Annotated in this window: 12 protein-coding genes; 10 read left to right on the forward strand and 2 right to left on the reverse strand. The window is 40.1% G+C overall.

The window, feature by feature from the left end:
- Positions 1–217: 217 nt before the first annotated feature.
- The 6 genes from L3V38_RS04125 to L3V38_RS04150 are packed head-to-tail and all read left to right on the forward strand — an operon-like array spanning position 218 to position 7,027.
- A complete protein-coding gene (locus L3V38_RS04125) occupies positions 218–1,621 on the forward strand; it encodes an undecaprenyl-phosphate glucose phosphotransferase (protein ID WP_130149997.1) in 1,404 nt (467 codons plus the stop codon).
- Positions 1,605–2,819, forward strand: coding sequence for an outer membrane beta-barrel protein (locus L3V38_RS04130; protein WP_130149996.1), 1,215 nt, complete (start codon positions 1,605–1,607; stop codon positions 2,817–2,819). The genes L3V38_RS04125 and L3V38_RS04130 overlap by 17 nt, the downstream gene beginning before the upstream one ends.
- Positions 2,816–3,337 carry a polysaccharide biosynthesis/export family protein gene (locus tag L3V38_RS04135; RefSeq protein ID WP_130149995.1) on the forward strand — a complete coding sequence of 174 codons (522 nt, stop codon included), beginning with the start codon at positions 2,816–2,818 and terminating at the stop codon, positions 3,335–3,337. Before L3V38_RS04130 ends, L3V38_RS04135 begins: the two co-directional genes overlap by 4 nt.
- A gap of 23 nt (positions 3,338–3,360) precedes the next feature.
- Entirely contained in the window at positions 3,361–5,568 is a 2,208-nt protein-coding gene (locus L3V38_RS04140; RefSeq protein ID WP_237118469.1) for a polysaccharide biosynthesis tyrosine autokinase, read from the forward strand.
- A gap of 12 nt (positions 5,569–5,580) precedes the next feature.
- Positions 5,581–6,315 carry a CpsB/CapC family capsule biosynthesis tyrosine phosphatase gene (locus tag L3V38_RS04145; RefSeq protein WP_237118470.1) on the forward strand — a complete coding sequence of 245 codons (735 nt, stop codon included), beginning with the start codon at positions 5,581–5,583 and terminating at the stop codon, positions 6,313–6,315.
- 1 nt (position 6,316) lies between these two features.
- Entirely contained in the window at positions 6,317–7,027 is a 711-nt protein-coding gene (locus L3V38_RS04150) for a VpsP family polysaccharide biosynthesis protein (RefSeq protein ID WP_237118471.1), read from the forward strand.
- Between the two features lie 61 nt (positions 7,028–7,088).
- Here the strand turns inward: L3V38_RS04150 and L3V38_RS04155 are convergent, their stop codons facing one another.
- A complete protein-coding gene (locus L3V38_RS04155; RefSeq protein WP_237118472.1) occupies positions 7,089–7,904 on the reverse strand; it encodes a polysaccharide deacetylase family protein in 816 nt (271 codons plus the stop codon).
- 312 nt (positions 7,905–8,216) lie between these two features.
- Positions 8,217–9,656 carry a 16S rRNA (cytosine(1407)-C(5))-methyltransferase RsmF gene (rsmF, locus tag L3V38_RS04160; protein WP_237118473.1) on the reverse strand — a complete coding sequence of 480 codons (1,440 nt, stop codon included), beginning with the start codon at positions 9,654–9,656 and terminating at the stop codon, positions 8,217–8,219.
- A gap of 278 nt (positions 9,657–9,934) precedes the next feature.
- On the opposite strand from rsmF, the gene L3V38_RS04165 reads away from it, so the two are divergent.
- The 4 genes from L3V38_RS04165 (at position 9,935) to acnD (ending at position 15,456) form a co-directional block, all read left to right on the forward strand.
- A complete protein-coding gene (locus L3V38_RS04165; protein ID WP_054554723.1) occupies positions 9,935–10,639 on the forward strand; it encodes a GntR family transcriptional regulator in 705 nt (234 codons plus the stop codon).
- Between the two features lie 84 nt (positions 10,640–10,723).
- Positions 10,724–11,599 (forward strand): methylisocitrate lyase, encoded by an 876-nt coding sequence (gene prpB, locus L3V38_RS04170; protein WP_063704936.1) that lies wholly within the window; start codon positions 10,724–10,726, stop codon positions 11,597–11,599.
- 24 nt (positions 11,600–11,623) lie between these two features.
- Entirely contained in the window at positions 11,624–12,748 is a 1,125-nt protein-coding gene (gene prpC / locus L3V38_RS04175; protein ID WP_237118475.1) for a 2-methylcitrate synthase, read from the forward strand.
- A 116-nt stretch (positions 12,749–12,864) separates the two neighbouring features.
- Positions 12,865–15,456 (forward strand): Fe/S-dependent 2-methylisocitrate dehydratase AcnD, encoded by a 2,592-nt coding sequence (gene acnD / locus L3V38_RS04180; RefSeq protein ID WP_237118476.1) that lies wholly within the window; start codon positions 12,865–12,867, stop codon positions 15,454–15,456.
- Positions 15,457–15,458: the final 2 nt, after the last annotated feature.

Below are 15,458 nucleotides of genomic sequence, written 5' to 3' on the forward strand. Positions count from 1 at the left end.
AATGGAGGTGAACCTTCCCTGAATTGTTTAATTTAATAATGTTGAGTTTATTTTTGTTTATATTGCGTTCATTTTCATGAATGTTTCTGTTTTATACTTCTGTTTAATGCAATTATTTTCTTGGCACTTTATACTTATTTCTAGTTGATCTGTTGCTCTTGCCACTATATTATTGCAGCTGATTTTTTTTAGTTATTTGCCGTTCAAGGAAGATATAGTGAACAGAAGCAGAACATTTAAACCATCTAGTTCTTCAGATGCAAATTTTTATCGCTTATTTGACTTGTTATCTCTTTTTGTTGCATTTCAAATAGCAAATAGTATTTATACTATCCATTTTACTTCAGCTTATCTTGCAGCTGCATTATCCATCACAATTACTTATATGTATTGTGCGGAAATATTATCTACTTACCGTTCATGGCGTGCGGGCAAATTCAGAAGCATGGTCTTATGCTCTTGGGTTTCTTTAGTCGTTGCATTTTCTACGATGTTCTGTATTTCATTTGTTTTTAAGTTTACAGAGGTACTGTCTCGCTTAGGGTTAACAATTTGGTTTTTTGTTAGCTTGCTACTTTTATTCAGCTGGCGTTTGGCAGTTCATCTATATAAACGTAATAAACGTCGCTTAGGTTTAAATCTTCGTAATGTTGCAATTGTTGGTGCAACTGAAGGGGCAGCGTATTTACATAAAGAAATTGAAAAAAATAGCGAGTTAGGTTTTAAGTTTATGGGCTTCTTTGATGACCGTAAGCCAGAACGTTTGTTTGAAAAAGCTGCAAATTATGACGTAGAAGGGACCATTCAAAATGCTATTGACAGGGCACGAGATGGACAGATCGATATACTTTATATTGCATTACCATTAAAAGCTGAAAAGCGTATTGCTGATATTTTATTGCAGCTTGGTAATACGACAGTTGATGTTCATGTAATACCTGACTTCTTACTTTCTAATTTGATTCACGCAAGAATTGAACATGTCGGTAATGTAGATACATTGAGTGTCTTTGAATCACCTTTAATTGGTGCACAAGAGTTTATTAAGCGCACTGAAGATATTATTGTTTCTTCATTAATTCTTCTATTAATTTCACCATTACTGTTGGTGATCGCTGCTGCAGTTAAGCTGACGTCTCCGGGAAACATAATTTTCAAACAAGACCGATATGGCTTAGATGGGCGAAAAATCAAAGTGTGGAAGTTTAGATCTATGACTGTCACTGAAAATAGTGATGTAGTTACACAGGCGACAAAAAATGATGCACGTATTACTAAGCTTGGTGGCTTCTTAAGAAGAACAAGTCTTGATGAGTTACCGCAATTCATCAATGTTTTAAGAGGTGAAATGTCGATAGTTGGTCCAAGACCACATGCTGTAGCGCATAATGAAGAATACAGAGCCAAAGTCGATTTTTATATGATTAGACACAAAGCAAAACCAGGTATTACTGGTTGGGCTCAAATTAACGGTTGGCGTGGTGAAACAGATACGCTTGATAAGATGACTAAGCGAGTTGAATACGATTTACATTACATCAAGCACTGGTCTTTATGGCTTGATGTAAAAATAATTTTTATGACAATTTTTAAGGGATTTAAAAGTGAAAATGCGTACTAATACAATTTTATTTTTACCTATTGCACTGGGTTTATCTGCACCTGCGGTTGCAGTTGAATTAAAACCGGGCAGTTTCATGACTGAGGATGGTGCAGAGCTTACTCCTACGCTCCAATTAGGTGTTAGTAGCAATGACAACTTTTTTATGACGCCATCAGACACCCGATCTCGCTTGATATGGGAAATAGCGCCAAGCTTAAATGCGCTGTTTGAAGATGGCCCAGATAATTATGAGTTTGATGTTGCAACACGCTCATCTCTGCATAATAAAGATACAACTGATAACTTTACGCAAATAAACTTAGGTGCAGGTATGCACAAAGAGTTTACAAGTAAGCACCGTTTAGATGTAAAAGGTGATGCCGACTGGTTGTCAGAAGCACGTGGTGCAGGTTTGACAGAGGGTCAAGGTAATACTATTGATGACTTGATCACTTATAAGCAGCAGAGTTTTTCTGCTAGGTATGAGTACGGTGCTCTCAGCTCTAAAGCACAAGTAGCTTTAACTGCTGGTTACTATAATAAGAATTATGAAAACTTTTCTGAGATATCTCGTTTTCGTGATTACGACAAACCTATGCTTGGTATTACTGGTTATTACAATACTCAAGCTGGTAGCCGTGCTTTTATAGAAGTAAAGCAGGAAAACTATCGTTACGATGTAATTGATTCTAATGGTATCTCGCGTGACTCAGATGACGTAAAAGTATTATTAGGTATGGAGTGGGAAGCGACTGCCATTACAACCGGTTCGTTTAAAATTGGTTATCAAAACAAAGATTTCGAGTCAAACCTTCGCGATAATTTCAGTGGTTTAAGCTGGGAAGCTGCGGTTGTATGGAAGCCACTTTCTTATACATCATTACAACTAGTTACTAGCCGTGCAGCAAAAGATCCCCTCGTTCAAGGCGATTACATTCGTGAAAGCGTCTATGGAGCTACATGGCAACATGATTGGAGCGAATCTTTAAGCTCAGTAGTAAGTGCAAATTATGTTGACCAAGAGTACGTGGGTAACTTTAATCGTAAAGATAAAGTTAAAAATGCACGTCTTGGCTTGAACTACCTAGCAAACAACTTTGGTATGGTATCGGGTTACGTTGACTTTATTGATCGTAATTCAAACCAAGCTAATATTGAGTTTGATCGTGTAATTGTGGGGCTTAATTTTACTTTTGCATTAAAGGGTAATGAATGAAGGTCAAAATTTTAATAGCCTTAGCCTTGTTCCTAAGTGTGTGTAGTTTTGCAGATGATTCAAAAAACTACATCTTAGGGGCGGGTGACAAAATAGAAATTAAAGTATTTGGCCAGCCCGATCTAGATGTAACCTCACTGCTAGGTAATAGTGGTGAGATTAATTACCCCTTCTTAGGAAAGGTTAAGCTAGTGGGTTTAAATATTGCCCAAGTAGAGCAAACTATTAGCGAAGGCTTACAACCTGACTACTTAGTCAACCCGAATGTATATGCCCAAGTTGTCGAATATCGTCCGTTTTATATTCACGGTGAGGTTAAAGAGCCTGGTGCGTATGCATATCAACCTGCAATGACTGTAAACCAAGCAATTGCATTAGCTGGCGGATTAACTGAGCGAGCCTCAATCGATAAAATATTTATTTTTAAAGAGAAAACTAAAGAGCAGCAACAAAAGGGTAATTTAAATAGCCAAATTGCTGCGGGTGACACTATAAAAATAGAACAGCGTTTGTTTTAGGCAGTTAAAGGCAGTAATTAAAAATGAATTCATTATCAGAAAAGCCTAATAGCAACGAAGAACTTATTGATTTAGGCGCTTATCTCAATGTTATTAAGCAAAACAAATGGAAAATTTTAGGTTTTGCAATTGTTATAACTCTATTTACTATGATGGTTACCCTTACATTGGTACCCAAATATGTAGCTTCTGCGACCTTACTGATTGAGTCAGAACAAACTAAAGCTGTAAGCTTTGATGAAGTTTATGGTTTAGATTCAACAAAAAAAGAATATTATCAAACCCAGTTTGAAGTTATCAAGTCGGATAGTATTGCCCGCGAGGTAATTACCAAGCTAAATTTGGCAGAGCATCCTGACTTTGTGAATAAGCCTTCATTCACTGATGAGTTAAAGGGGATGGCGCAGCAAATCTTGCCTTTTTTGAATAAGGCGGAGCGTTCAGACCTTTCAGAGCGAGAGCTCGCTGAGCTTAAAATGTTAGACTTGCTTGCTACGTTCAGAACTAATCTGACCGTTTCACCTATTCGCAAGACTCAACTTGTGAAAGTTAGCTTTGAGTCAAGCGATCCTAAGCTTGCTGCGTTGGTTGCTAATACTGTTGGTGAGGTTTACATTGAAAGCCAAATGCGCGCTAAAATGGGAATTACTCAGCAGGCTTCAAGCTGGTTGAATACCCGCTTATCCGAATTACGAGTTCAACTAGATAGCTCTGAAGTTCGTTTACAAAACTATCGAGAAGAGCAAAAGCTGGTAGACATTGAGGGTATAGCAGGGCTTGTAACTCAAGAGCTAGAGCAAACCTCTAAGCAACTCGTAGACGCTCGTGCTACAAAAAACAATTTGGAAAGTATTAACCGAGTTATTAACGAGTATGGCAATAATAACATTGAGTTACTTGGTAGTATGCCGGAAATTACTTCTCATCGTGTGGTACAGGATGTGAAACGTGAAGTTGTATTAGCTGAGCGAAAGGTGAGTGAATTGGCTGAGGTTTATGGTCCAAAACACCCTAAAATGATTTCAGCTAAAGCTGAGCTTGCAACAGTAAAAACGAACCTTAATAAGCAAATCAAAGGCTTAATTACAGGTATCGAAAAAGAGTTGAATAGGACTTCGCGCACCGTAACAGCTCTTGAACGTGATTTAGCAAAGATCCGTGCAGAGTACCAAGATGTTACGCGTAAAGAAACGCAATATAACCAGCTAAAGCGTGAAGTAGAAACAAACCGTAATATTTTTAATACCTTTTTATCTCGTTCTAAAGAAACTGAAGTAACGAGTGATTTTAGTTCAGCAGCAGCTCGCTTTACAGACCGTGCATATGCACCGAGAAACCCAAGTAAACCAAATAAAAAGCTAATTATTATTTTAGCGTTTGTAGCCAGCTTTGGTTTCGCGATGGTTATGACATTTGTTTTTGATGCTCTAAATGACACTGTAAAGAACAAAAACGATGTTGAAAATAAACTAGCTCAGCGAATGTTAGGTTTGTTACCTCATGTAGCGATTCCTAAGAAAAGCTTCTTTCCGATCCATGCATATTTAGATGACAGCTATCGTCGCTTTGCAGAATCAGTACGTACTTTCCGTACTAGTTTACTTTTGACTCATCTTGATCGTGCACATCAGGTTATTGCAGTTACTTCTACTTCCCCAGGTGAAGGTAAAACGACAACTTCAGCCAATTTAGCAATGTCGCTAGCACAAATGGGAAGGGTATTACTTATTGATGCTGACTTACGTAAGCCAACATTAGCAAAGCGGTTTGATATACCCGTGTTCCACCCTGGTCTGAGTAACTTAATTATTGGCACAGATCAATTGGCCGATTGTGTACATGAAGATTCTCAATCTGGCGTGACAATTATGCCCAGTGGTCAAATCCCGTCTAACCCACTTGAGCTTCTATCAAATAGCCGTTTTTCTGAATTGTTAAATGAATTAAAAGCCAAGTACGACCATATTATTGTTGATACTCCGCCTACTCAAGCGGTCAGTGACGCTTTAGTAATAGCACAAAGTGTTGACTCGGTTGTATATGTTGTTAAATCAGATATAACGCGTATTAAACCTATCACGGCTGGACTAGAACGCTTGTTTGAAGTTAAAGCTCACGTTGCAGGTGTACTACTTAATCAAGTAGATATGAGCAAGTCTAAAGATGAGCATAGCCAAGGTTACTATGATTATTACGATTATTCACAGCAACCTGAAAAGCCTCAAGCGTAACTAAGTAAGTTTATGTTTGATATTCATAGTCATATTTTGCCGAGTATTGATGATGGCGCTAGAGATTTAGAGGAATCTTTAGCGCTATTAAAGCTGGCCGAAGATGATGGTATTACCCATATGGTTGCCACACCACATATACATATAGGTAGGTTCAATAATTCAAGTTCTCATATTTATGAGAGCTTGGCTAACTTACGCCTACATGCGAAAAATGAAGGTATTAGAGTAAAGTTAGCTGCTGCAGCAGAAGTTCGCCTCGATATAGAACTTATGACATTGATAATGACAAATCAGTTACCATTTATTGGCCGAATAGCTAATAAAAATGTATTGTTATTAGAGTTGCCTCATTCGCATATGCCGCAAGGTTACGACAAATTTATTCAATGGCTTGATAAACATAATATTCGAGTGATTATTCCTCACCCAGAGCGTAACCGCGATATTCAATCTAATTTGTATTATATCGAACACTTAAAGCAATTAGGCTGCGAGTTCCAGCTAACAGCATCAAGTATTCAAGGTGAGTGGGGAGAAAATGCAAAAGCGATATCATTGCAAATGCTCAAAGATGGTCTTGTTAGTTATATTGCTTCGGATACTCACTCAGTTAAACGCCGCCCCCCAGTTCTTAGCCAAGCAAAAGAAACTGTGTCGCAATTAATAGGTGCAGAACAGGCAAATTCACTTTTCATTACTAACCCTCGACGATTAACAGAATGCTTGTTTAATGATTCAGTTTAACATGTCTAAAACAGTGCCTAGCTTTATTTTAGCTATCTTAGTACTTTTTATTGCTTATACGAGTTTGCAAAGTATGCGTGCTAATGCATGGTATTTTAATGCACTAAACATCGCACAAGAGTCAGAACGTACTTTTTCTAGCATATCACTTGTAGAGGCAGAGAACGCGATGGTGTTGGCAACCGATTTGGACCCTGAGCATCCTCATTACTGGCATTTCTTGGCTCATATAAAAATGTTAGGTTTATCAAAAATTGATTTATTATCCGCTAAGCAAATTAATCAGGTTGACGATACATATCAGCAAACTGAACGTGCATTATTAAAATCGATTGAGCTTAGGGACACTTGGGCGCAAACATGGGTTGCCTTAGCTCAGGTTGTAAGTTTTCGGGAAGGGCCTTCCGAGCGAGTATATGGTTATCTCAAACAAGCGAAAAAAATGGGGCCATATGAATTTAATACTCACCTCGGCATTATTCAAGTTACTTTAATGCATTGGAGTAATTTAACTCCTGAGTATAAATTGCTTTACGTAAATGAGCTTAAGTTAGCTTCCAAACATGGTTATAAATTTAAAAATATTTTTAGTATGGCAAAGAGAATGGATCGCTTAGCTATAGTATGTTTGTCGCTTCAATTTGGAAATGAATTTCAGCAAGTTAGACAAACACTAGCTTATAAATATAGCTGTAATAATTTCAATACTTAGTATTCAATCTGAAGCAAAAGAAGTAAGTAAGCTACTCACTTCATTATTTAACAGATTAAAATCAGTGTATGTCTTTTCTATGTTCCTTAATATAGCTAGACACTTCACTAACAGTTTCTAACCAGTAACCAGCGTCTGGCTTTTGTAAGTAGTTAATTAATTCTTCCAGCGCGTTTATATCGGTAGTGTATTGACCACCTTTGCCTATTTCATGCCCAGCCAGAATGATCCAGCTATTGTTGGTTCGATGTTGTTCTATCATTGTCTTAATCTCTGCAAATGTTAGTCCATCGATCCGTAGACTTGTTAACTGTGAAAAGTCAGTAAAGTTGGGGTTGTTTGCTGTTTCGTCTAACCAAGTTCGGCCTGTGTCAAAATGTTTGGCTATTAATGGAACATAGCTTTTAGTGTTAGCCCCTCGGCCTACAAAAGTGTTGCCGCACGGGTATGCGAATGCCTTTGCATCAACACCTAACGTTTGCTTAATATACTGTTGGCTGTCTATGATATCTTTTTCTATATCCTCAAGTGAAGCTTGTTCTAAGGACAAACCTTGTTGACGTAACCATTCAAAATTACCAGTACATAAATGCTTATTAGTGTGGTTAGCTATTTCGTGACCATCTTTTACAGCTTTTTGCCATTTACTTACTCGTTCCTCAACATTAAAGGGTGAGACATAAAAAGTGGCTTTAACTTTGTATTTATTTAATAACGATAGACCATTATCGACCTGGCTGTGTCTTGCATCGTCAAAAGTAATACTAATTGCGTTGCTGGCATTATCTGGGTAGGAAAAGCCTTGGTATGAAGTATTCTGAGCGCTTACATTTAAACTGATAAATGCAGTAATTAAAAAGCGTGATGATTTTAACATGTTCAATCCTTTTTCATCTATTTTCTTTAATAGAATCAAAAAGCAATGAATAGTGCAATGCGACTTTTGCATAAAAAACGCCCAGAACGAATCCGCATTGTTCTGGGCTTAGGGGGTGGCTCTTGCGAGCCTGCGCTAACTATAAAAAAACACCTTCTAAATTCAGTAGGGAGAAGTAGAAAGTACTTTTAAGTGTAGTTAACCAGTGGAAAATTGCACGATAAATATACAATTTTTATATTGGTTTTAAATCAAGTTGTTACAACGTTTTACCTATTATAGGTATGTGTTTATTCAAGGTTTATACGCAACTTATACCCAAGTTATTAACTGGGCATTTTGGACTAAATCACGCGGTAATGAGTTCTTAATTTTATTCTTTTGCCACTTACCAAGGCCTACTGGGCAGCCACATAACATTAACACCACTTCACCATTATCTTGGGTGGGTTTTTCGAGTCGAATATCTTTGCCGTTAAAGTAATCGTTTGCTTGGCAAGCAGACATCTCAAAGGTATTTTTATCGCAATCTTGCCCAAAGACAGTGGCAAACTCGTGAGTTAAGCGAACTCCGCCTTTGTGGATCACACCAAGTTGAATACCTAAACGTGAGTATTTAATTTTATCTTGCAGTTCATCAAAGCCATCAGGAAACAACCAAAGCTCTTTATCACGCTGCATTAACGTGCCTTTGAGTGATTTTAGACCGAACTGTTTTTTAATTGTTTGCATAAATGCTTGGCTTTGCTTTTTATCAAACTCAGCAAACGGAAATGCGCCTTTTTTAACTTTTTGATTGGGGTTATCGCTTGACGCTATTTTCTTAAATTTAGCGATGAAGAAACCTTCACTGTCGTAAGTTTGCGGCCAAACATGCAAATAACCTTCGCTGGTTGTCGCTTTTTCTGCGCCATCAAACAGGCTATCGAGCGATTGTACTTCGATGCAATCAGGAAACTCTGCTAATAGATACTCACACACTTGTTGGTTCTCAAGCGGTGTTAAAGTACAGGTCGAATAAACTAATGTGCCGCCAGGCTTTAGGGCATAAAAGGCACTTTTTATAAGGGCTTTTTGCACAGCAGCAATATCAATATTAGATTCAATTGACCAATTTTTTAAGGCGTCTGCATCTTTACGAACCGTGCCTTCACCTGAACACGGGGCATCTAGCAAAATACTGTCGAAGCACTCATACATGTAATCCCCAAAGATCACACCGTCAAAATGTGATAATGCACAATTACCTACGCCCATACGTTTAAGGGTTGCTGCTAATACTTTTAAGCGTGACGATGACAATTCATTGGCCACTAACACGCCACTATTATCCATCATGGCAGCGATTTGTGATGTTTTTGAACCCGGTGCCGATGCCATATCAAGTACCGCATCGCTTTGCTGAACTTCTGCTCTAAGTGCTACCGGCGGTAACATTGAGCTGGCTTCTTGCACATACATAGCACCACTTAAGTGTAAATCGGTATTTCCGATGGCAAGGGCCGCTTCTTCGTCGCTTGGGCGTGTTAGCCAGAATCCTTCTTCACACCATGGAATTGCTGTTAATTCCCATCCTTTTTTGGCGCATTGACGCTCAAATTCAGCGACTGACATTTTTAAAGTATTTATGCGAACAGATCGTCTCAGTGGGCGGCGACAGGCTGCAATAAAGTCGTCTAATGATAAATGTTCAGGAAGGTAGCTTTTTACATCATCAATAAATGAGTCAGGAATATATGTATTAGCGTCCACTAAATGGCTCTCACATCACGTAATAATAGCTGGATCATACCATTTATAGCGCTATCAGGGGATATTTTTAGCTTTTTAAGAGCGAGATTGAAGTGTCGACATATTGCCAATATAAATGTTATTTATAGCCATTATTTTTGATAAATATCATTTTATGTCGACATTTTGCTGGTTTTTTAGTCTGTTTTTCCGATCTCAAGCTTGACACATGTAATGATAGGGCGCATAGTGAACGCACAAATTGTCGACAATCTTAATTTAGTACTTTGATACCTATTATGACAGAGCAAAAAGCAAACGATAACTACAACGATATCACGATAACAACAGCATCAGACCAAGTGTTTGTCGACATGCGCCGTGAAATTGTACAGGGCACCATTGAGCAGGGCAGCAAAATTTCTGAGCCAGAACTTGCTAAACGCTATGGTGTAAGCCGTGCCACCTTACGTGAGGCGCTAAATCGTTTAGAGAGCTGTTATTTGGTTGAGCGTAAAGCAAATGTCGGTTGCCGTGTTGTTGCACTAACAGCTGAGCGTTTAATCGAAGTCTATCAGGTTCGTAGTGCCTTAGAAGGGCTGGCTTGTCGGTTAGCTGCCGACAACATGGAACCTGAAGAAGTGCAGGGTTTAAAACAGTTATTGAATCAGCACTTACAAACACAGCGTGTAAAAGAAGGTGAATCATACTACCAAGAAGCGGGCGACCTTGATTTTCATTATCGCATTATTAAAGGGTCCAAAAACGCACACTTGATTCATCTTTTATGTAATGAGTTGTACCAGTTAATTCGTATGTACCGTGTACAAATGGGGATGGTTGGGCCGCGTGTATCAAAAGCGTTTGATGAACACTTAGCTATTATTAATGCCATTGAAAACCATGACGGTGAATTAGCCGAAATGCTTATGAAGCGCCATATTAGTGCGTCTCAGGCAAATATTCAGACGAAGTTTGACTTACTCGCAGCAAAAAATCAGTAGCGCCGTAGTTAAACAGTCACAATTTAGATTTAAAAAATAGAGTCAGCCAAAGAGCTGAAACCGTTCAAAGATAGGAGTTATCCAATGTCAGCAGGATTAAAGTTCAAACAGGCAATCGCCAACAACAAGCCATTACAAGTGGTTGGCACCGTCAACGCGTACTGCGCAATGATGGCAGAGAAAACCGGTCACCAAGCACTTTACCTCTCAGGTGCGGGTGTTGCTAACGCATCATACGGCATGCCAGATTTAGGTATGACTAGCCTAGATAACGTACTTGAAGATATTCGTCGAATCACCAGCGCTACCGACTTACCGCTTCTTGTTGATGCTGACACAGGGTGGGGCGGTGCATTTAATATTGCTCGTACGGTTAAAGAAATGACCAAAGCAGGTGCTGCGGGATTCCATATTGAAGACCAAGTAGCACAAAAACGTTGTGGTCACCGTCCGAATAAAGAAATCGTGTCTAAAGATGAAATGGTTGACCGTATTAAAGCTGCTGTTGATGCCAAAACAGACAGTGATTTTTACATTATGGCGCGTACTGATGCATTCCAAAAAGAAGGCTTAAATGCAGCGATTGACCGCGCAGCAGCGTGTGTTGAAGCTGGCGCAGACGCTATCTTTGCAGAAGCGGTACATGATCTAGCAGATTACCAAGCATTTGCTAAAGCGTTAAATGTGCCGATTCTTGCGAACATCACCGAATTTGGCCAAACACCGCTTTATACAACTGAGCAATTAAGCGAAGTAGGTGTTGAAATTGTCCTTTACCCACTCAGTGCATTTAGAGCGATGAACAAAGCCGCACTTAATGTGTATTCGTCTATTCTTAGCGAAGGCTCGCAGCAAAGCCAATTAGACAATATGCAAACCCGTGCGGAATTATATGAGTTTTTAGATTATCACTCATATGAAAACACACTCGATAACCTTTTCTCAGCTAAAAAATCATAACGACAACATATAAGGAGAACACTCATGGTAGATAAAGCATTAGGCGGCGCAGGTTTACGTGGTCAAGTAGCAGGTGAAACAGCACTGTGTACAGTAGGTAAATCAGGTTCAGGTTTAACTTATTGTGGTTATGATATTAGTGAATTAGCAGATAAAGCACAGTTTGAAGAAGTGTCTTTTTTACTGTCGCGCGGTGAATTACCAACAGAGTCTGAGCTGACTGAATATAAAGCAAAGCTAAAATCACTACGTGGTTTACCAGATGCACTTAAAACAGTGCTTGAGAACATTCCTAAAGACGCGCATCCAATGGATGTAATGCGTACGGGTTGTTCAATGCTAGGTAACCTAGAAATGGAGCAAGACTTCTCAGAAGCGAATGATGCAATTGACCGTATGGTTGCTGTATTCCCAAGTATTATTTGTTACTGGTATCGCTTTAGCCATGATGGCGTTCGCATCGACACTGAAACAGATGATGATTCGGTAGGTGCACACTTCTTACGTTTATTACATGACGAAGCACCATCAGCACTGTTTGAGCAAGTAATGAATGTGTCTTTAATTCTTTATGCAGAGCATGAGTTTAATGCATCAACATTTACTGCGCGTGTGTGTGCATCAACATTGTCTGATATTCACTCTTGTGTAACGGGTGCGATTGGTAGTTTACGTGGCCCATTACATGGTGGTGCAAACGAAGCCGCTATGGATATGATTGAAGGCTTCACAAGTGCAGACCAAGCTGAAGATGCACTAATGGGTATGCTTGAGCGTAAAGACAAGATCATGGGCTTTGGTCACGCTATCTACCGCGAATCAGATCCACGTAATGTGATCATCAAAAAATGGTCAGAAAAACTGGCTGATGAAGTGGGTGACGATGTTCTATATCCTGTGTCAGTTCGCTGTGAAGAAGTGATGTGGCGTGAAAAGAAATTATTCTGTAATGCTGATTTCTTCCATGCATCTGCGTATCACTTCATGGGTATTCCAACTAAGTTATTCACGCCAATTTTCGTGATGAGCCGTGTAACAGGTTGGACAGCACACGTGAAAGAGCAACGTGCTAATAACCGTATTATTCGCCCAAGTGCAGATTATACGGGCCCAGAAGCGCGTAGCTATACGCCAATTTCTGAGCGTTAATTGTAATTAAATCAGTGATAGGGGTAGCTTGGCTGCCCCTTTATGAAGGGGCGAAATAAATACAAAAACAATCAGCCCACCTTTGTTCACCGTCACCAAGTACAAGTAGAATCATCATGAATACAAATTTTAGAAAACCATTAGCAGGCACCGGCGTCGATTACTTTGATACTCGCGCTGCTGTTGATGCAATTAAACCAGGCAGCTATGCCACACTTCCTTACACATCGCGAGTACTTGCCGAAAACTTAGTTCGTCGCTGTGAACCTGAAATGCTAAATGATGCACTGTCGCAATTGATTGACCGTAAGCGTGATTTAGATTTTCCATGGTTTCCTGCGCGCGTTGTGTGTCACGACATCTTAGGTCAAACAGCGCTAGTTGATTTAGCAGGCCTGCGTGATGCCATAGCTGCAAAAGGCGGCGATCCTGCAAAAGTGAACCCTGTGGTACCAACACAGTTAATTGTTGACCATTCATTAGCGGTTGAACACGCAGGTTTTGAACCTGATGCATTTGAAAAAAACCGTGCTATTGAAGACCGTCGTAACGATGACCGATTCCACTTTATTAATTGGACGAAAACAGCATTTAAAAATATTGATGTGATCCCGCCGGGTAACGGCATTATGCATCAGATTAATTTAGAGAAAATGTCACCTGTGATCCAAAAACGTGATGGTGTGGCATTCCCAGATACATTAGTTGGTACAGATAGCCACACACCTATGGTCGATGCGCTAGGTGTTATTGCAGTCGGTGTAGGTGGTCTTGAAGCTGAAAGTGTGATGCTTGGCCGTGCATCTTACATGCGTTTACCAGATATTGTGGGTGTAGAGCTCAAAGGCAAGCCACAACCGGGTATTACTGCAACCGATATCGTACTAGCGATCACCGAATTTTTACGTAATGAAAGAGTTGTGTCGACCTACCTTGAATTTTATGGTGAAGGTGCCGATGCACTTACCTTAGGAGATAGAGCAACTATTTCTAATATGACGCCAGAGTTTGGCGCAACAGCTGCGATGTTCTACATCGATGACAACACACTTGATTACCTACGTTTAACTGGCCGTGAAGAAGAGCAAGTTCAACTCGTCGAAACTTACGCAAAAGAGACTGGGCTTTGGAGTGACAGTCTTAAAACGGCTGAGTATGAGCGTGTGTTAACCTTTGATCTATCGTCAGTTGGTCGCAATATTGCGGGCCCTTCAAATCCTCATCGCCGTGTTGCAACAAGCGAACTTGATAAAGCAGGTATCACTGGCGTTGTTGAAAATGAAGAAGGCTTAATGCCAGATGGTGCCTGTATCATTGCTGCAATCACAAGTTGTACGAATACTAGTAATCCACGCAATGTTATTGCCGCAGGTTTACTTGCGCGTAATGCTAACGCTAAAGGGTTAACTCGTAAGCCATGGGTTAAAACATCATTGGCACCGGGTTCTAAAGCGGTTAAGTCTTACTTAGAAGAAGCAAATTTATTACCTGAGCTTGAACAACTAGGCTTTGGTATTGTTGCCTTTGCGTGTACAACATGTAACGGCATGAGTGGTGCGCTTGATCCAAAAATTCAGCAAGAAGTGATTGACCGTGATCTATACGCAACGGCTGTACTGTCGGGTAACCGTAACTTCGATGGTCGTATTCACCCATATGCAAAACAAGCATTCTTAGCTTCACCGCCACTGGTTGTTGCTTATGCTATCGCTGGTACTATTCGTTTTGATATCGAAAAAGATGTATTAGGGCATGATCAACAAGGCAACGAAATTCGCCTTATGGATTTATGGCCAACAGATGAAGAAATTGATGCAGTGATCAAACAAAGTGTTAAACCTGAACAATTTAAAAAGGTTTACGAGCCAATGTTTGATTTAAGTGTAGATTATGGTGAAGACAACGACCCGCTTTACCAATGGCGTCCACAAAGTACTTATATTCGCCGTCCACCATATTGGGAAGGCGCGTTAGCGGGTGAACGCTCTCTGAGTGATATGCGTGCATTAGCTGTGTTGGGCGACAACATCACTACTGACCACTTATCACCTTCGAATGCGATTTTAGCGTCAAGTGCTGCTGGTGAATACCTGGCTAAAATGGGTCTCCCAGAAGAAGATTTTAACTCGTATGCTACTCACCGAGGCGACCATTTAACAGCACAGCGTGCTACATTCGCTAACCCTAAGTTATTGAATGAAATGGTTAAAGAAAATGGTGAAGTGAAGCAAGGTTCATATGCTCGCATTGAACCAGAAGGCAAAGTGACGCGTATGTGGGAAGCTATCGAAACCTACATGCAGCGCAAACAACCGCTTATCATTGTGGCAGGTGCAGATTATGGCCAAGGCTCATCACGTGACTGGGCAGCTAAGGGGGTACGCCTTGCTGGTGTTGAAGTGATTGCAGCTGAAGGTTTTGAGCGTATTCACCGCACTAACTTAATTGGTATGGGCGTATTACCGCTTGAGTTTAAAGCAGGCACCACGCGAACTACATTAGGTATTGATGGTAGTGAGAGTTTTAGTGTGAAAGGTGAGCCAACACCTAGCGCAACACTGACACTAGTGATTACCCGTGCCAATGGTGAAACCATTGAAGTACCAATGACGTGTCGTTTAGATACCGCTGAAGAAGTGTCAATTTATTCAGCGGGTGGTGTGCTGCAACGTTTCGCGCAAGATTTCTTAGAATCTGAGGAGCACTAAGC

This window comes from Pseudoalteromonas sp. L1, from assembly GCF_021728095.1.
GTDB lineage: Bacteria > Pseudomonadota > Gammaproteobacteria > Enterobacterales > Alteromonadaceae > Pseudoalteromonas.

Bases quoted from the DNA above. Each gene is read 5' to 3' on its own strand.
- L3V38_RS04165 (WP_054554723.1), top strand. From the start codon at position 9,935: ATGACAGAGCAAAAAGCAAACGATAACTACAACGATATCACGATAACA.
- prpB (WP_063704936.1), top strand. From the start codon at position 10,724: ATGTCAGCAGGATTAAAGTTCAAACAGGCAATCGCCAACAACAAGCCA.
- L3V38_RS04145 (WP_237118470.1), top strand. From the start codon at position 5,581: ATGTTTGATATTCATAGTCATATTTTGCCGAGTATTGATGATGGCGCT.
- acnD (WP_237118476.1), top strand. From the start codon at position 12,865: ATGAATACAAATTTTAGAAAACCATTAGCAGGCACCGGCGTCGATTAC.
- L3V38_RS04150 (WP_237118471.1), top strand. From the start codon at position 6,317: ATGTCTAAAACAGTGCCTAGCTTTATTTTAGCTATCTTAGTACTTTTT.
- prpC (WP_237118475.1), top strand. From the start codon at position 11,624: ATGGTAGATAAAGCATTAGGCGGCGCAGGTTTACGTGGTCAAGTAGCA.
- L3V38_RS04140 (WP_237118469.1), top strand. From the start codon at position 3,361: ATGAATTCATTATCAGAAAAGCCTAATAGCAACGAAGAACTTATTGAT.
- L3V38_RS04135 (WP_130149995.1), top strand. From the start codon at position 2,816: ATGAAGGTCAAAATTTTAATAGCCTTAGCCTTGTTCCTAAGTGTGTGT.
- L3V38_RS04155 (WP_237118472.1), bottom strand. From the start codon at position 7,904: ATGTTAAAATCATCACGCTTTTTAATTACTGCATTTATCAGTTTAAAT.